Annotated in this window: 18 protein-coding genes and 1 riboswitch; of the genes, 12 read left to right on the forward strand and 6 right to left on the reverse strand. The window is 71.5% G+C overall.

From position 1 onward, the window contains the following. Positions 1–84: 84 nt before the first annotated feature. Complete coding sequence (locus DIZ27_RS25335) at positions 85–381, reverse strand: type II toxin-antitoxin system Phd/YefM family antitoxin (protein WP_109380751.1); 297 nt, start codon at positions 379–381, stop codon at positions 85–87. 68 nt (positions 382–449) lie between these two features. Between DIZ27_RS25335 and DIZ27_RS25340 the strand changes: the two genes are divergently transcribed. The 3 genes from DIZ27_RS25340 to DIZ27_RS25350 all read left to right on the forward strand — a co-directional run bounded on the left by DIZ27_RS25340 (position 450) and on the right by DIZ27_RS25350 (position 2,419). Further along, complete coding sequence (locus DIZ27_RS25340) at positions 450–1,085, forward strand: ATP-dependent Clp protease proteolytic subunit (protein WP_109380752.1); 636 nt, start codon at positions 450–452, stop codon at positions 1,083–1,085. A 7-nt stretch (positions 1,086–1,092) separates the two neighbouring features. After that, positions 1,093–1,401, forward strand: a complete 309-nt coding sequence (locus tag DIZ27_RS25345) for a hypothetical protein (RefSeq protein WP_109380753.1) — start codon at positions 1,093–1,095, stop codon at positions 1,399–1,401. A 332-nt stretch (positions 1,402–1,733) separates the two neighbouring features. After that, positions 1,734–1,942, forward strand: a riboswitch (cyclic di-AMP (ydaO/yuaA leader). Between the two features lie 3 nt (positions 1,943–1,945). Continuing rightward, positions 1,946–2,419, forward strand: coding sequence for a C40 family peptidase (locus DIZ27_RS25350; protein ID WP_109380754.1), 474 nt, complete (start codon positions 1,946–1,948; stop codon positions 2,417–2,419). A gap of 97 nt (positions 2,420–2,516) precedes the next feature. Here DIZ27_RS25350 and DIZ27_RS25355 read toward each other — a convergent pair whose 3' ends face one another. Continuing rightward, positions 2,517–2,975 carry an ATP-binding protein gene (locus tag DIZ27_RS25355; RefSeq protein ID WP_109380784.1) on the reverse strand — a complete coding sequence of 153 codons (459 nt, stop codon included), beginning with the start codon at positions 2,973–2,975 and terminating at the stop codon, positions 2,517–2,519. Between the two features lie 211 nt (positions 2,976–3,186). Between DIZ27_RS25355 and DIZ27_RS25360 the strand changes: the two genes are divergently transcribed. Both DIZ27_RS25360 and DIZ27_RS25365 read left to right on the forward strand, forming a co-directional pair. Next, a complete protein-coding gene (locus tag DIZ27_RS25360; protein ID WP_109380755.1) occupies positions 3,187–4,047 on the forward strand; it encodes a helix-turn-helix transcriptional regulator in 861 nt (286 codons plus the stop codon). Positions 4,048–4,056: 9 nt separating this feature from the next. Beyond that, positions 4,057–4,281 carry a DUF397 domain-containing protein gene (locus tag DIZ27_RS25365; RefSeq protein WP_109380756.1) on the forward strand — a complete coding sequence of 75 codons (225 nt, stop codon included), beginning with the start codon at positions 4,057–4,059 and terminating at the stop codon, positions 4,279–4,281. An 87-nt stretch (positions 4,282–4,368) separates the two neighbouring features. On the opposite strand, the gene DIZ27_RS25370 is transcribed toward DIZ27_RS25365, so the two are convergent. Further along, positions 4,369–5,496: an 8-amino-7-oxononanoate synthase gene (locus tag DIZ27_RS25370; protein ID WP_109380757.1), complete on the reverse strand. Its 1,128-nt coding sequence runs from the start codon at positions 5,494–5,496 to the stop codon at positions 4,369–4,371. Between the two features lie 298 nt (positions 5,497–5,794). Here DIZ27_RS25370 and bioB point away from each other — a divergent pair, with 298 nt between their 5' ends. From bioB to DIZ27_RS25390, 4 genes are all read left to right on the forward strand, one after another. Next, positions 5,795–7,021, forward strand: coding sequence for a biotin synthase BioB (gene bioB / locus DIZ27_RS25375; RefSeq protein WP_109380758.1), 1,227 nt, complete (start codon positions 5,795–5,797; stop codon positions 7,019–7,021). Further along, the gene (locus DIZ27_RS25380) at positions 7,014–8,303 is read left to right on the forward strand and encodes an adenosylmethionine--8-amino-7-oxononanoate transaminase (RefSeq protein ID WP_109380759.1); all 1,290 of its coding nucleotides are present in this window, start codon (positions 7,014–7,016) and stop codon (positions 8,301–8,303) included. The genes bioB and DIZ27_RS25380 overlap by 8 nt, the downstream gene beginning before the upstream one ends. 1 nt (position 8,304) lies before the next feature. Continuing rightward, the gene (gene bioD / locus DIZ27_RS25385; RefSeq protein WP_109380760.1) at positions 8,305–9,036 is read left to right on the forward strand and encodes a dethiobiotin synthase; all 732 of its coding nucleotides are present in this window, start codon (positions 8,305–8,307) and stop codon (positions 9,034–9,036) included. Between the two features lie 121 nt (positions 9,037–9,157). Then, positions 9,158–9,862, forward strand: a complete 705-nt coding sequence (locus tag DIZ27_RS25390; RefSeq protein ID WP_109380761.1) for a class I SAM-dependent methyltransferase — start codon at positions 9,158–9,160, stop codon at positions 9,860–9,862. Here the strand turns inward: DIZ27_RS25390 and DIZ27_RS25395 are convergent, their stop codons facing one another. Together DIZ27_RS25395 and DIZ27_RS25400 are read right to left on the reverse strand one after the other, a co-directional pair. Next, positions 9,863–10,237 (reverse strand): fic family toxin-antitoxin system, toxin component, encoded by a 375-nt coding sequence (locus tag DIZ27_RS25395; protein WP_109380762.1) that lies wholly within the window; start codon positions 10,235–10,237, stop codon positions 9,863–9,865. Between the two features lie 4 nt (positions 10,238–10,241). Then, positions 10,242–10,520 (reverse strand): toxin-antitoxin system HicB family antitoxin, encoded by a 279-nt coding sequence (locus DIZ27_RS25400; protein ID WP_109380763.1) that lies wholly within the window; start codon positions 10,518–10,520, stop codon positions 10,242–10,244. 235 nt (positions 10,521–10,755) lie between these two features. Between DIZ27_RS25400 and DIZ27_RS25405 the strand changes: the two genes are divergently transcribed. The 3 genes from DIZ27_RS25405 to DIZ27_RS25420 all read left to right on the forward strand — a co-directional run bounded on the left by DIZ27_RS25405 (position 10,756) and on the right by DIZ27_RS25420 (position 16,217). Then, entirely contained in the window at positions 10,756–11,628 is an 873-nt protein-coding gene (locus DIZ27_RS25405; RefSeq protein WP_258308536.1) for an ABC transporter ATP-binding protein, read from the forward strand. Positions 11,629–11,632: 4 nt separating this feature from the next. After that, entirely contained in the window at positions 11,633–14,200 is a 2,568-nt protein-coding gene (locus DIZ27_RS25410; protein WP_109380764.1) for an ABC transporter permease, read from the forward strand. Positions 14,201–14,786: 586 nt separating this feature from the next. Then, positions 14,787–16,217 carry a selenium-binding protein SBP56-related protein gene (locus DIZ27_RS25420; RefSeq protein ID WP_109380765.1) on the forward strand — a complete coding sequence of 477 codons (1,431 nt, stop codon included), beginning with the start codon at positions 14,787–14,789 and terminating at the stop codon, positions 16,215–16,217. 107 nt (positions 16,218–16,324) lie between these two features. Here DIZ27_RS25420 and DIZ27_RS25425 read toward each other — a convergent pair. After that, positions 16,325–16,865: helix-turn-helix domain-containing protein (locus tag DIZ27_RS25425; protein WP_181383684.1), on the reverse strand; the 541-nt coding region annotated here is incomplete at its 5' end.

Consider the following 16,865-nt stretch of genomic DNA (forward strand, 5'->3'; position numbering starts at 1 on the left):
CCGGCCCCGCCCGGAAACGGAACCGTGCACCCCCGCCGCTGCGGCGGGGGTGCACGGTTCCGTTTCCGGGGTCTTCTCGGCGACTTACGAAGTGGCCGTTCCGCGGTGCTCCGCGGCGATGCCGAAGCGCTGCTGTTCGCGTGAAGCGGACGCCGCCTCGTGGACGCCGGAAACCGTGCTGACCACCTGATCCCCGGTGGGCTCCCGTCGCGCGTCGAGCTCCTGGAGCTGCTCGAGTCGTCGCAGGTCATCGGCGGACACAAGGGCGACGAGGGGCTTTCCGTGCCGGGTCACGACGACGCGCTCACCGCCGTACACCACGCGGTTGATCAGGTCGGCGAGTTCAGCCCTGGCTTGCGTCACCGGAATCTCGTAGGCCATGCCCCCATCATAACGTGACGTACGTCCTGTACATTTTTTACAGACAGCTGTCATGAGGAGGGGCTCCCATGACCCGACCGTCCGCCCGCCACGTCCTGCCCGAGTTCACCGAACACACGGTGTCCGGGCGCCGGAGCACGGATCCGTACTCGAAGCTGATGGAGGAGCGGATCGTGCTCCTCGGGACACCGATCGACGAGACCTCCGCGAACGACGTGATCGCCCAGTTCATGTACCTGGAGCACCGGGACCCCGACCGGGACATCTCCCTCTACGTCAACTCGCCCGGCGGCTCCTTCCACGCCATGTCGGCGATCCACGACACCCTGCGCTACATCGCCTGCGAGGTGGAGACGGTCTGCCTGGGCCAGGCGGCCGGGACAGCCGCCCTGCTGCTGGCAGCCGGGACGCCGGGCAAGCGGTACGTACTGCCCGGGGCACGGCTGGTACTTCATCAGCCCGCGCTGACGGAGCCGGTGGAGGGCCGGGCCGGCGACCTGGCCGTCCAGGCCGAGGAGCTGACACGCGTTCGGGCCCGGATCGAGGAGATGCTGGTCCGGCACACCCACCGCACCCCGGAGCAGGCACGGTCGGACATCGAGCGGGACACGGTCCTCGACGCCCGGGCGGCGGTGGACTACGGCCTCGCGGACCGGATCGTGACCGCCCGCGAGGGCCGGCGGCCCGCCCCCGGCACGAGGTGAGCCGCCGATGCTGCCACCCGAGCTGCCACCGCTGCCCGCGCTGACCCGCGCCGAGGCCGAGCTGATCGACCGTTACCTCGAGGCCGTCGACCTGCTCGGCCGGATCAACCCGGCCCGCGGCGGCGACACCTACCGGGGACTGCGTGCCGCGCAGGCACTGGTCGGCAAGGCCGTCGCCCTGCGCGACGCGCTGGCCCTGATGCACAGGCGCGGCGAGACCGAGCTGCACACCGCCACCCTGGCCCGTGCGTTGCGGGTGCTGGACGGCGAGCGGCGCACGGCCCGTGTCATCCTGCCGCCGGGCTCCGGCAGTTGACACCCCTACCGGCCCGGGCGGGGCGTGCGCCGGTGGCATGTCCGCACCGGGGTTGAAACGGACCAAATGACTTACCCCCAAGCGGCGTAGATGCACGACTTCTTTTCGGGCCGCCAAGGTTGCGCACCGCGCGCGCCCCCTTTCGGAATCAAGTATTCCGATGCTGGTCCGGAGCTCCTCGGTGCTCTGGACGGCAGCCCGAACACAGCGCTGTCCACCCGAACGGATGAGTGGTGAGTAACAACACAAACCCCCGGCTCCGGTGGGATTTCGGGCCAACCGTTGCCAAGATCGCTCACTGACGACAAGCCCCCGCCGCCGCGGCGGGGCGATCCGGGCGGACGCCGAGTCCTGCCGCCGCCCGGATGACCGGTCGACAGGAGTGGATCGGCAGGAGTGGAGGACCCGAGCACGACGGGTCGCCGGAGCGGGAGTTCCCGTTCCGAGCAGCCCTTGGGGTGAAGCCGCACGTGTGCGGCCGGGCAACTTCGCCAGCCCGAATCCGACAGGTCATCCTTCACAGGCGGCTGACGAAGGGTTGCGCATGACCGCGCTCAATCGTGTCCCGTCTCTCATGGCCCGGGCCGGCACGGCCTCGGCCCTGACCCTCGCCGCCGTGGGCGGCTCACTCGTGGTTCCCGGTGCCGCCTCGGAGGCGGCGGCCGCGAGTACGGCCGCCAAGGCCCTCCAGGTCGCGGCCTCCAAGAAGGGTTCGCCCTACCGGTGGGGCGCCACCGGGCCGTCCCGCTTCGACTGCTCCGGCCTGACCCTCTACTCGTTCAAGAAGGCGGGCAAGCACCTGCCGCGCACCGCAGCCCAGCAGTACAACAAGACACGCCAGGTCTCGGCCTCCAACCGCAAGGCGGGCGACCTGGTGTTCTTCCATTCGGGCCAAAACATCTACCACGTCGGCATCTACGCGGGTCAGAACAAGATCTGGCACGCCCCGAAGACCGGGGACGTGGTACGCCTGCAGAAGATCTGGACCCGCAGCGTCTGGTACGGCCGGGTCAACTGACCCGCGGGGGGGGCGGCCGCATTCCCCCTGCCGCCGCCCCGTCACCCCCTCGGACGGTCACCGACGCGACGGGGGCTGCGCTGTTCCGTCGTGGCCCCTACGGCTCCTGCTGTCCCGCCGCCGTGACCGGCTCGGCCGGGACGGCCCACGGGAGCACGACGAAGATGGTCTTGCCGCCCTCCCTGGTGGGGCGGACCCTCATCCTGCCGCCGCGTTCCGCGGTCAGCCAGCGGATGATGACCAGCCCCCGGCCGTTGTCCTGCTGGACCGCGGCGGGGAGCCGCTTGGGATACCTCGGATGGCTGTCGGTGACTCCGATGCGCAACCGCTCGTCGTGGTCGAGGGCGATGTCCACCGTGAACGTGGGTGACTGCCCGAGGGTGTGCTGCACGGCGTTGGTGGCCAGTTCGGACACGATCAGCCGCACGGTGTCGGACACTTCCGTGTCCGCCGGCATGCCCCACTCCGCCAGCGTGTCCACCACATGGGCGCGCGCGGCGGATACCGAGGCTGGATCGCTCGGCAGAGTGATGGATGCTTCCAGATGGTCTGCCATGGCGACGTCGTCCCTTTCCCACGGGTCCACGGTCCGGCACGGAGCGGCTGATTCGAGTACGGTCCCGCACTGATGCTTCGTCGCCAGAGTGCCATCACCGCAGGGTGTGGGCGACGATACGGCCGAGATATGCATATATCTGTCGCTCAAATCGGTGAACTCTGCGACGAGAGACCGTATGTGGGCGGCTCATGGGGAGTAAGGGGAAACGATGCAGCACGGTCCCGCGGTACGCCGCCGGAAACTGGGTGCCGAACTGCGCTCGCTGCGCGCGTCGGCGGGGCTCACGAGTGGCGAGGCGGCCCGCCTGGTGGGCTGGCACCAGTCGAAGGTGAGCCGGATCGAGACGGGCACGAGCGGGGTGAAACCGGCCGACGTGCGGTTACTGCTCGACGCCTACGGCCTGGCGGACCGTCAGCTGCGGGAGCTTCTGCTGGTGCTGGCGGGATCCGACGACAGCGGTGGACGGCATCACTGGTGGCACGCGTACCGGGGGGTACTGCCGCCCACCTACCGGGACTTCATCAGCCTGGAGTCCCAGGCCAGTGCGATGCGCACCCTGGAGACCACGGTGGTTCCCGGGCTGCTGCAGACACCCGAGTACGCGCGGGCGGTGACCGAGGCCGCTCTGGAGGGCGCCTCGAAGGAGCGGCTGGACACGCTGGTGGAAGTGCGGCTGGCCCGGCAGGACGTGCTGCGGACGGAGCCGCCCCTGGAGCTGGCCGCCGTCCTGGACGAGGCGGTGCTGCGCCGGGAGGTCGGCGGTCCCGGCGTGATGACCCGGCAGCTGAACCGGCTGGTGGAGGCGGCACGCCTTCCCCAAGTGCGGCTCCAGATCCTGCCGTTCACGGCAGGGGCGCACATCGGCGTCACCGGCCCTTTCGTAATCTTCTCATTCTCGCGCACTTCCGATCTGGATGTTGTAGTTCTCGACCACTTGACGAGTAGCCTCTATCTCGAGCGGAAAGAAGACCTCCGGGTGTACTCGGAGGCTTTCAACGTCCTTTCGATCCACGCCCTTTCGCCCGAGGACTCGTTGGATTTCATCGCCGGGACAGCTGCCGGCGCGTAAGGAGGCACGATGCCCGCACCGCCTCGGACCCTTCCCTCCAGCACCGACCTGCACGGTGTGCGGTGGCTGCGCAGCAGCTACAGCACGGGCGCGAACAACTGCGTCGAGACGGCCCGGCCGGCCACCGGACCGGGTGCCGGGCTGCTCGCCGTACGCGATTCCAAGGACCCGGCCGGGCCCGCGCTGCTCATCTCCCCCGGGAGCTGGGCCAAGTTCGTGGCCGCGGTCCGCTGACCGGTAGCACCACCGCCCCGACCACCCGTCCGGCACCACCAGCCGAGCCGTCCGTCGTCGAGCGACCCACGGCCGTGCCCCGCCGACTCATGGCCGCGTCTCGCCGACCACCTGTACAGCGCGCTCGATCTCGGCCCCGGACAGGTCCGCGCGGGCGGTCAGTCTGAGCCGTGAGATGCCGTCGGGCACGGAAGGAGGACGGAAGCAGCCCACGGACAGGCCGGCCGCCCGGCAGTCGGCCGCCCATCGCACGGCCTGCTCCGGGGACGGGGCGCGCACGGAGACGACCGCGGCGTCGGGACGCACCGCTCGAAGACCCGCGGCCGTCAGCCGTCCGTGCAGTTCACGCGCCACCTCGCCCGCCCGGGCGGCACGCCCGGGCTCCCGGCGCAGCAGCCGGAGCGCCGACAGCGCGGCGCCGACGGCCGCGGGGGCGAGGCCCGTGTCGAAGATGAACGTCCGGGCCACGTTGACGAGGTGTTCGACGACCCGTGCCGGGCCGAGCACCGCCCCGCCCTGGCTGCCGAGCGACTTGGACAGCGTGACCGTCGCGACGACGTCGTCGGCGCCGGCGAGTCCGGCCGCGTGCGGGGCGCCGCGTCCGCCGTCGCCGAGCACCCCGAGGCCGTGGGCGTCGTCGAGCACCAGTCCCGCGCCGTGCTCCCGGCAGGACTCGGCCAGCGCGGTGAGCGGGGCGGCGTCCCCGTCGACCGAGAAGACCGTGTCGGACACCACGACGGCCGGTCCGTCGTGCCCGTCCAGCGCCTTGCGTACGGCGTCCGGGTCGGCGTGCGCCGCGACCCGCGTCCCGCCGCGGGCCAGCCTGCAGCCGTCGATCAGCGAGGCGTGGTTGCCCGCGTCGGACACGATCAGCGAGCCGTGCGGGGCCAGCGCGGTGACGGCGGCCAGGTTGGCCGCGTAGCCGGAGGAGAAGACGAGGGCCGCCTCGAAGCCGCAGAAGTCCGCCAGTTCGCGTTCCAGCGCGGTGTGCAGTTCGGTGGTGCCGGTGACGAGCCGGGACCCGGTCGCCCCGCCGCCCCAGGTCCGCGCGGCCCGTGCCGCGCCCTCGGTGACCTCCGGATGGCGGGCCAGACCCAGGTAGTCGTTGCTCGCCAGATCGAGGAGCGGCACGTCGGCGGCCCGCGGGCGCAGGGTCCGTACGAGTCCGGCCCGGCGCCGCAGCTCCGCCTGTTCGCCGATCCAGTCGAACGCCATGGGTCCTCCGGGGCTTTGTAGGCAATGCCCAGACCCTAGCCCCAGAGGCAACCGCCCATGGTGTGGCAATATCCACACGTCAGTGCGTGTGGATTTGTGGAGACTCTCCTTGGCCCGAGACACTCCGTGGGACAGGATCGGCTCTCGTGACTCCGCTCCCCACCTGAGGAGGGGGCTTCCAACCCGAGGGTTGCGGTCCAGCCCGAACCTATCCCTTGCGGGACAAACGGGATCTACCACCGACTCAGGAAGCAATTCTCCCACCGGCCGAAGCTGGTGGTTCCCTCATAGGAGACCGATGGACCTGCTGAACACGCTGGTGGACAAGGGGCTTCGGCGCGAGACGCCGACCCGCGAGGAAGCGCTGGCCGTCCTCGGGACGTCCGACGACGACCTGCTCGACGTGGTGACCGCGGCCGGGAAGGTGCGGCGGCACTGGTTCGGCCGACGGGTGAAACTCAATTACCTGGTCAACCTCAAGTCGGGCCTGTGCCCGGAGGACTGCTCCTACTGTTCCCAGCGGCTCGGTTCCAAGGCCGACATCCTCAAGTACACCTGGCTCAAGCCGGAGCAGGCGTCGGAGGCGGCCGCGGCCGGGCTGGCGGGCGGCGCCAAGCGGGTGTGCCTGGTGGCCAGCGGCCGGGGCCCGACCGACCGTGACGTGGACCGGGTCTCCGACACCATCAAGGCGATCAAGGAGGGCAACGAGGGCGTCGAGGTGTGCGCCTGTCTCGGTCTGCTCTCCGACGGCCAGGCGGAGCGGCTGCGCGAGGCGGGGGCGGACGCCTACAACCACAACCTGAACACCTCCGAGGCCACCTACGGGGACATCACCACGACGCACACGTACGCCGACCGGGTGGACACCGTGCACAAGGCGCACGCGGCCGGCCTGTCCGCCTGCTCCGGGCTGATCGCCGGCATGGGTGAGAGCGACACGGATCTGGTCGACGTGGTGTTCTCGCTGCGCGAGCTGGACCCCGACTCGGTGCCGGTGAACTTCCTGATCCCGTTCGAGGGCACGCCGCTCGCCGAGGAGTGGAACCTCACCCCGCAGCGGTGCCTCAGGATCCTGGCGATGGTGCGGTTCGTGTGCCCGGACGTCGAGGTGCGGATCGCGGGCGGCCGGGAGGTGCACCTGCGCACGATGCAGCCGCTCGCGCTGCACCTGGCCAACTCGATCTTCCTCGGCGACTACCTCACCAGCGAGGGCCAGGCGGGACGGGCCGACCTGGAGATGATCGCGGACGCCGGGTTCGAGGTGGAGGGCACCGACCAGGTGACCCTGCCCGAGCACCGGGCGGGCGGGTGCGGGTCGCACGACGGCGGCGGGATCTGCGGTACGGCACCCGCGGGTGCGGGAGCGTGCGCGGGGACGTCGTCCTCCGGTGGGTGCGCGGAGACGGAGGCGCCCGCGGGTGCCGAGACGGCCGCGGAGGGGGCCGGCCGGGCCGAGGGGCCGCGTACCGATCTCGTCGCGGTCCGCCGCCGGGGCGCCGGAACGGATCTCGCTCCCAATGCCTGAGCGGTCCGTGCCCGAGCTGCTCGAGCTGGACCGGCGGCACGTCTGGCATCCGTACGGGCCCATGCCGGGACGCGGGGAGCCACTGGTCGTGGAGTCGGCGACCGGGGTGCGGCTCAGGCTCGCCGACGGCTCGGGCGAGCTGGTCGACGGGATGGCGTCCTGGTGGTCGGCGATCCACGGCTACAACCACCCGGTGCTGAACGAGGCCGCGACCGACCAGCTCGGGCGGATGAGCCATGTGATGTTCGGCGGGCTCACGCACGAACCCGCCGTCCGGCTGGCGAAGCTCCTTGTCGACATGTCACCCGACGGGCTGGAGCATGTCTTCCTCGCCGACTCCGGCTCGGTGTCCGTCGAGGTCGCCGTCAAGATGTGCCTGCAGTACTGGCGTTCGCTCGGGCGGCCCGCGAAGCGGCGGCTGCTGACCTGGCGGGGCGGCTACCACGGCGACACCTGGCAGCCGATGTCGGTCTGCGATCCCGAGGGCGGGATGCACGAGCTGTGGACCGGGGCCCTGCCGGAGCAGGTGTTCGCCGAGGCCCCGCCCGCCGAGTACGAGGAGGCGTACGCCGACCGTCTGCGGGAGCTGATCGGGCGGCACGCCGGGGAACTGGCCGCGGTGATCGTGGAGCCGGTGGTGCAGGGCGCGGGCGGGATGCGCTTCCACTCCCCCGCGTATCTGCGGGTGCTGCGCGAGGCGTGCGACGCGCACGACGTGCTGCTGGTGTTCGACGAGATCGCGACCGGGTTCGGGCGCACCGGCGCGCTGTTCGCGGCGGAGCACGCGGCCGTGACCCCGGATGTGATGTGTGTCGGCAAGGCTCTGACCGGCGGCTACCTGACCATGGCGGCGACGCTGTGCACCGCGCGGGTGGCCAACGGCATCTCGCGCGGCGAGGTACCGGTGCTGGCGCACGGTCCGACCTTCATGGGCAATCCGCTGGCGGCGGCCGTGGCCTGCGCCTCGATCGAGCTGCTGCTCGGACAGGACTGGCTCGCGGAGGTCAAGCGCATCGAGTCGGGCCTGCGGGAGGGGCTGAGCCCGGCGGCGGACCTGCCGGGCGTCCGTGACGTGCGGGTCCTCGGCGCCATCGGCGTCGTCCAGCTCGATCACGCCGTGGACATGGAGGCGGCCACACGGGCCGCGGTGCGCGAGGGTGTGTGGTTGCGGCCGTTCCGCGATCTGATCTACACCATGCCGCCGTACGTCACCGGTGACACGGACGTGGCCCGGATCGCACGCGCGGTGTGCGCTGCGGCTGCGGCCACTCAGGAAGGATGACATGCCGGTACTGGTGATCACGGGCACGGGCACCGAGGTCGGCAAGACGGTGGTGACGGCGGCGGTCGCCGCGACGGCGCTGGCGGCGGGCCGGTCGGTGGCCGTGCTGAAGGCGGCGCAGACGGGTGTGGCGCCGGACGAACCCGGAGACGCCGAGGAGATCACCCGGCTCGCCGGTGCCGTCACGGCCACCGAGATCGCCCGGTACCCGGACCCGTTGGCGCCCGCCACCGCCGCCCGCCGGGCCGGCCGGGCGCCGGTGCATCCGCACGACGTGGCCGAGGCGGCCGCCAAGCTGGCCACCGAGCACGACCTGGTGCTGGTGGAGGGCGCCGGCGGACTGCTCGTACGGTTCGACGCGGCCGGCGGGACGCTCGCGGACGCGGCGGCACTGCTGGCGGCGCCGGTGCTGGTGGTGGTGTCGGCGGGCCTGGGCACCCTGAACGTCGCGGAGCTGACGGCCTGCCACCTGCGCTCGCGCGGGCTCACCCCGGCGGGTGTGGTGATCGGCAGCTGGCCCGCCGAGCCCGATCTGGCCTCGCGCTGCAACCTGCAGGACCTGCCGGACGTGACGGGGGTCCCGCTGCTGGGCGCGGTGCCGGCCGGGGCGGCCACCCTCGCCCCGGCCGGCTTCCGGGCCTCGGCACCGCACTGGCTGGCACCCCGGCTGGACGGCACCTGGGACGCGGAGGCGTTCCAGGTGCGGGAGGCACGCCGGGGGCGGGGGACGTGACGGGACCCGGGGCAAGGGATGCGAGGTGTCTTCACGGGGCACAATCGCGGTAAGGCCGGTCCCGGGGGCTCAGTCCTCGTCCCCCGGGCTTCTCGGCTTCCTCACTGCAGGAAGGCGCCCCATGTCCGCCGGCTCCGCCAAGGTGGCGCGGGATCCCGTGCACCATCCGTTGTTCGCCCGCTGCTACGCCCGACTCAGTGTCACCGCGGAGACCCGCGGGGGCATGGCCGCGGTGCGCCGGAGGCTGCTCGACGGGCTGTCGGGCCGGGTGATCGAGGTCGGCGCCGGCAACGGCCTCAACTTCGCTCACTATCCGGGCACCGTCTCGGAGGTCGTCGCCGTCGAGCCGGAACGGGTACTGCGCCGACTGGCCGTGGAGGCCGCCCTGCGCGCCCGCGTCCCGGTGGATGTCGCGCCGGGTACGGCGGAGGCGCTGCCGGTCGAGAGCGAGGCGTTCGACGCGGCGGTGGTCTCCCTGGTGCTGTGCAGCGTGCGGGACCTGCCGCGGGCGCTCGCGGAACTCCGGCGGGTGCTGCGGCCGGGCGGCGAGGTGCGGTTCTTCGAGCACGGCCGGGGCGGCGGCCGGGTCATGCGCCTCACCCAGCGTGCCCTGGACCGGACGGTGTGGCCGCCGCTCGCCGGTGGCTGCCACGTGGCGCGCGACCCGGTGGGCGCGTTGCGGGAGGCGGGGTTCGAGCTCGGCCCGTACCGGCGGACGCTGATGCCGGAGAGCGGCCCGAAACTGCCGACGTCGTACTGCGTCCTGGGCACCGCGTGGCGACCGGTGACCGAGGCGGTGGCCGGCGCGCCGAGCGGCCGGAACTGATCACTCGCTCCAGCGGCGCAGCTCGGCGGCGATGTCGTCCACGGACGCCTCACCGTTCTTGACCAGCCGGGCCAGATCGCGCACCTGCTCCGGCGAGGTCACGACCTTCAGGCCGCTGGCGACGAGGTAGGCGTACGCGACGGCGGAGGCGAACAGGGCGTTGGAGCGTTCCAGCGCGGGCACGTGGAGCAACAGCTGGAGCAGCGCGGCGGCACGGGCCTGCGGGCTGCCGTAGACGGGGACGTCGAATATCTCGGCCTCGTGACGGGCGACGGCGGCGACGAGGGCTCCCCAGTCGGTGACCTGAGGGTCCCCCGGAGTCTGCTGTTCGGCGAGCATCAGCAGCCAGGCGAGGTCGATGCGCAGACCGTCCAAGGGATCAGCGGCGACCTTCGCGCGGGCCCCCGGGGTTCTTCTCCCCCGCTCTCGGCGTCGCCCGGGCGGGCACCGCCCCGTCGAACTCCTCGGCGAAGACGCTCTCGTACTGCTTCATGAAGTCGGCGGCGGCCTCCACGAAGGTGTGGCCGACCTCACCGGCGTCCTGCCGGACCAGTTCCTCGATGTAGCGGTTGACGCTCATCCCGCGGGCCAGTGCGCGCTCCCGCGCCGCTCGGGCGGTGCCCTCGTCCACGCGTACGTTCAGCTGGGTCTTCGCCATGCCTCGAAGCTAGCGCCGAGGTGCTAGCACCGGCAAGGGCCGGCATGGAGCGTGCCCCTTACAGCGATATGGGGCGGTTTTGCACCTGTGGGGGATATTTGGCGTGGAGCGGGTCACACTAGCCTCGGGCGCGGCAGGCACCTCGGCACGGTTCCATGCCCGCACGTGCGGATCTCCGCCCGCCCACATGTCGGCATGTCCATATCTCTTGTATCTCCAGACGGAGGAGGCGGCCTTGTCCACACCTGCTGCGGAGCACTCCCCCGGCCTCGCGTCGGCGGACGGAATCGCGGCCCGCGCACGCGGCCTGACCAAGGCGTACGGATCCGGCGAGACGACCGTGCTCGCCCTGGACACGGTGGACGTGGCCATCGCGCGCGGCCGGTTCACCGCGGTGATGGGGCCCTCGGGGTCCGGGAAGTCGACACTGATGCACTGTCTGGCCGGACTCGACACCGTTTCGGCCGGACAGGTGTGGCTCGGCGACACCGAGATCACCGGGTTGAAGGACCGTGAGCTGACCCGCCTGCGCCGGGACCGGATCGGGTTCATGTTCCAGTCGTTCAATCTCATCCCGACCCTGAACGCGTTGGAGAACATCACCCTCCCGATGGACATCGCGGGCCAGAGGCCCGACGAGAAGTGGCTGGACCAGGTCATCGACACACTCGGCCTGCGGAACCGGCTGAAGCACCGGCCGGCCCAGCTGTCCGGCGGCCAGCAGCAGCGCGTGGCCTGTGCGCGGGCGCTGGCCTCCCGGCCCGAGCTGATCTTCGCGGACGAGCCGACCGGCAACCTCGACTCGCGCGCCGGTCTGGAGGTGCTCGGCTTCCTGCGCGAGGCCGTCGACCTGCTGAACCAGACCGTGGTGATGGTCACGCACGACCCGGGCGCCGCCTCCCACTCCGATCTGGTGCTGTTCCTGGCGGACGGCCGGATCGTCGACGAGATGCGGCGGCCCACGGCGGAGGCGGTGCTGGAGCGGATGAAGCGGTTCGACGTGCTCCGCGCCCAGAGCGACGACGGCGGCCTCGCTCCCGGCCTCACCTCCGGCCTCGCCGACGACGGGGCCGTGCGGCCCGACGAGTCGGTCCCCGGCAAGGGCTGAGACCGTGCTGAAGGCGACGCTCAGGAGTTTCCTCTCGCACAAGGGGCGACTGCTGCTGTCCGCGCTGGCCGTCGTCCTGTCCGTGGCGTTCGTCGCGGGCAGTCTGATCTTCTCCGACACCGTCGCCCACACCTTCGACCGGCTCTTCGCCTCCACCTCCGCCGACGTGACCGTGTCACCCCCGGACGACCTGGAAGCGGCTGTGCCCACCGGCCAGGTCCGGACCGTGCCGGCCTCGCTCGCCGAGCGGCTGGCCAGGATCGAGGGGGTCGAGTCCGCCCGCCCGGTCGTCAGGGTCGGGAACGTCACGGTCGTCGACAGCGACAACGAGCCGGTGGGACCGACGACCGGCGCACCGACGCGCGCGGTGGCCTGGTACGCCGACGAACACAGCGTCGCGGAGCTGGCCTCCGGCCGCGCCCCGCGCGGTGCCGGGGAGGCCGTGCTGGACGCGGACACCGCCGACGCCAAGGACGTGGCGATCGGCGACACCCTGTCGGTGCAGGCTCAGCCGGGCACCTTCCGCGTCAAGGTCGTGGGGATCGCCGCCTTCACCACCCCCAACCCGGGCGCAGCCCTCGTCTTCCTCGATCCCGAGGTCGCCGCCGTCGAGCTGCTGGGCTCGGCGGACCGGGCCACGAGCATCGCCGTCGAGGCGGCGCCGGGTGCGACCGCCGAGGAGGTCGACCACCGTGTCACCGAGGCGCTCGGCGCCGGCACCTACCGGGTGGAGACGGCCGACGAGCAGGCCGCGACGGCCACCGACGAACTGGGCGATTTCCTCGCCGTGATCAAGTACGTGATGCTCGGCTTCGCCGGGATCGCCGTGCTCGTCGGCGTCTTCCTGATCGTCAACACCTTCTCGATGCTGATCGCGCAGCGCACCCGCGAACTCGGGCTGCTGCGGGCGATCGGCGCCGACCGGCGGCAGGTGCGCCGGTCGGTGCTCACCGAGGCAGTGCTGCTCGGCCTGTTCGGCTCGACGCTGGGCATGGCGACCGGTATCGGGCTCGCCCACGGGCTGATCCGGCTGATGGGCGTCTTCGGCATGAACCTGAACGCCACGGAGATGGTCATCGGGTGGGGCACGCCCGTCACGGCGTACGTGGTCGGGGTCGGGGTCACCTTCGTGGCGGCGTACCTTCCGGCCCGCCGCGCGGCAGAGGTGTCCCCGATGGCCGCCCTCGCCGACGCCGAGGTCGCCGGGGTGGGCCGGCCGTTGCGTACCCGCGCGGTGGTGGGTTCCGTCGTCGGGGCGCTCGGCGCGGCCGCTCTGGTGGGCTGTGCCGTCTCCACCGAAACGGGGCCGGCGGCGTCCCTGTTGGGGCTGGGCGTCGTGCTGACCCTGATCGCGGCCGTCGTCGCCGGTCCGTTGCTGGTGCGGCCGGTGATCCGGGTGCTGGGCGGGGCCTTCCCCGCCCTGTTCGGACCGGTCGGGAGGATGAGCCAGCGCAACGCCCTGCGCAATCCCCGCCGTACGGGTGCCACCGCCGCCGCACTGATGGTGGGACTCGCCCTGGTCGGCGGCATGTCGGTGGCCGGCACCTCCATGTCCCGCTCCTTCGACGAGCAGATCGACAGGACGCTGGGCGCCGATTTCGTCATCCAGAACGCCAACTTCCTGCCGTTCTCCCAGGAGGTCACCGACAAGGTGCGGCACACGGAGGGCGTGGGCGTCGTCGTACGGCAGCGGTTCGCGCCGGTGGCGGTGCGGCTGCCGGACGGGAAGAGGATCGAGACGACCGCCGCCGGGTACGACCACCGGATCGACGACGTCGCCCGGCTCACCTACGCGAGCGGCGGCACGGCGGCGGCACTGGCCGACGGCCGTATCGCCATGGACGCCGGATTCGCCGCGGACCACGGCGTCCGGACGGGCAGCACGATCCCTGTCGAGTTCCCGGGCGGGCAGCGCACCGAGCTGACCGTGGGCGCCCTCACCGACATGGAGAGCGGCGAGGGCTTCGGTGTGCAGGGCGGACTGTTCCTCGGCATCGCGGCAGTCGAGAAGTACGTGCCCGGCGGGCAGGACTCCGCGCTGTACGTGAACGCCGCCGACGGCACGAGCGCGGATGAGCTCCGTGACCGGCTGGAGACCGCTCTCGACCCGTATCCACAGGTCCAGGTACGTGACCAGGCCGACTACAAGGACCTGGTGCACGACCAGATCGCGGTCCTGCTGTACCTCGTCTACGCCCTCCTGGGGCTGGCGATCATCATCGCGGTGCTCGGCGTGGTCAACACCCTGGCGCTGTCGGTGGTGGAGCGCACCCGGGAGATCGGGCTGCTGCGGGCCATCGGACTGTCCCGGCGGCAGCTGCGGCGCATGATCCGGCTGGAGTCGGTGGTGATCGCGGTGTTCGGCGCGGTGCTGGGTCTCGTGCTGGGGCTGGTGTGGGGCGTCTGCATGCACCGGGTGCTGGCACTGCGGGGCATGACCGCGCTCGCGATCCCCTGGGGCACGATCGTGGCGGTCGTCATCGGTGCGGCGGTGATCGGCGTCGCCGCGGCGCTGCTGCCCGCCCTCCGCGCGTCGCGGATGAACGTCCTGGAGGCGATCGCGCACGAGTGACACCCGCTTGGGGCCTTCGCGCCGGGCGTCCGGATCGTGGAATTCCGTGTCGCGCGCCCCCGAGGCGCTGCTCCCCCCCGAGAAGGGGGCAGAGCCCGTCGGCACCGTGATCGCGGGCTTCGACGGGTGAAGGCGGCACCTTCCAGCTGCTCTACGACGGGAGTTGAGCCGTCGGGGGTGTTGCGCTCGATGTCGGCTGCCCAACCGAGCGGGCTGGTGCCGCCAAGACGTGTCCCGAGCCACTGGCTGAAGTCCCTGACCACCCCGCCCGCCAGAGTCCGACCGGAACGCACCCCGTGGAAAAGCTGGGCAGACGACCAGCGGATACCCCCTGCTCGCACCCCGGCAGACAGCCCAGAACCCGCCTCGCAAACCCTCAGCGAGCACTTCGAAACCACGTCGGCGGATCGGAGGCTGAGGCGGCCCGCGCCGCCGCGCTGCCGCGTTGGCAGTGCTTCGGGGCTGTGAAACGCTGACTTCAGGGCGCATATGTCCGGTACCTCCATATCGATCTCGAACGAGTGGAGCCGGCTGCCTCCCGGGAGCCCCCCGGCTCCAGGCTCCCGTTCGGGAGTAAGGAGCAGCCATGACGACGACCGAGCACGCTCACGACCGCGGCGAGCACAGTGACCCCACCTTGTACCGCACTCCGGCGGACGCCGTCGCCGCGCCCCCGGAGAAGCTCGCCTATGTCGTCGGTTTCGACCCGGCCGCACAGCGCGCGGACGCGTTGTTCACCGTCGGCACCGACCCCGAATCCCCCGCATACGGCCGCGTGACCTCCCACGTCGAGCTGCCCGACCTGGGCAACGAGCTGCACCACTTCGGCTGGAACGCCTGCTCGAGCGCGCTGGCGCATGCCGGTCATCATCACGCTGCGCGGCGCTACCTCATCGTCCCCGGACTGCGCTCCTCCCGGCTGCACGTTTTCGACACCGGCCCCGATCCCGCCCGTCCGCGCCTGGTCAAGGTGGTCGAGCCCGAGGAGCTGGCCGCCAAGGCCGGATACTCACGCCCGCACACACTCCACTGCGGCCCCGACGGAATGTTCCTGTCCTGCCTGGGCGGCGCGGACGGGGCGGACGGGCCCGGCGGCGTCGCGCTGCTGGACCACGAAAGCTTCGAAGTGCTGCGCGCCTGGGAGAGCGACCGCGGACCGCAGCGGCTCGCCTACGACCTCTGGTGGCACCTGCGCCAGAACATCGCCGTGACCAGCGAGTGGGGGACCCCCTCGATGATCGAGGACGGCCTCGTCCCCGAACTGCTGCTGGATCGCCGCTACGGCCACTCACTGCACTTCTGGGAGCTGGACTCCGGCCGGCACCTGCAGCGCGTCGATCTGGGGGACGAGAACCAGATGGTGCTGGAACTGCGCCCCGCGCACGACCCCGAGGCCACGTGGGGGTTCACCAGCACCGTGGTCAACGTGGAGGACCTGTCGGCGTCGGTGTGGCTGTGGAACCGGGAGGGCGAGGACTTCGCCGTCCGCAAGGTGCTCACCGTCCCGGCCGAGCCCGCGCAGACGGAGGACCTGCCCCCGGCGCTGCAGCCGTTCGGCGCCGTGCCCCCATTCATCACCGACATCGACCTGTCGGTGGACGACCAGTGGCTGTACGTATCCGCCTGGGGAACCGGCGACCTGCTCCAGTACGACGTGAGCGACCCGTTCCATCCCAGGCAGACGGCGTCCGTGCGTCTTGGCGGGGTCGTCGGCCGACAGCCGCATCCCGCCGAGCCGGACACTCCGCTGACCGGCGGAGCGCAGATGGTCGAGCTCAGCCGCGACGGGCGGCGCGTGTACCTGACGAACTCCCTGTACGCCGCCTGGGACGCGCAGCTCTATCCCGCGGGCATCGACCCGTGGATGGTCAAACTCGACGCCGACACCGCGCACGGCGGGCTCTCCGTCGACAGCCGCTTCTTCCCGCACGGCCCGGACTTCCTCGGCCTGCGCGTGCACCAGATACGTCTGCAGGGCGGCGACGCCTCCTCGGATTCGTACTGCTACCGCCGCTGACGGAGCAGGTACGCCCGGGCGCTGCACACATAAGGGCTTGCAGATCATCAACCCGCAACTTCCGGCTTGGGCCTTGACCCAAGGCCGGGTAGTTAGCGATCTTCATGTCACTGCAAGGGAGTTGGTGACCAAGGTGTGGCGGTGTAGAGGCCGGGGCCGATCTTGTGGATGAGTCCGCTCTCGGCCCATCTGGAGAGTTGCCTGTACATGGTGTCCAGGGTGACGTCGCCGAAGTGAGCCGCGATGTCGCGGGGTCTCCACAGGCGGGTGGGGTCTTCTTCGAGCAGGGCCAGGATTCGGTGTCTGCGGCGCTCGGCGGGGGCGGCATGCCGGTCGTCCCGGGAGGCGGTGGGCAGCGCGGGCCGCGGTTCTGAAGGTTCGAGGACACTGACGTCGAGGCTGGTGACGGTGCGGCTGTGATCGGGTCTGCCGTCATTGTGTCGTTCGTTGTACCGGGAGATCGGTGATTTGACCTTGCGGGTGCTCACGCGGGGGCGACGGGACGGCAGGAGTGCGGCCAGGACGCGGCGTCCGATGGTGCCGACTGGGTCGGTGGCGTCCACGATGACGCCGGCGGCCTGGATTACCTGGTCACGGGCGGTCTGGAGGGCGATGGTGAAGCCGCAGCGGTCCGGGTCGGTCCCGGGG

It is taken from the genome of Streptomyces sp. NWU339, assembly GCF_003143855.1.
GTDB lineage: Bacteria > Actinomycetota > Actinomycetes > Streptomycetales > Streptomycetaceae > Streptomyces.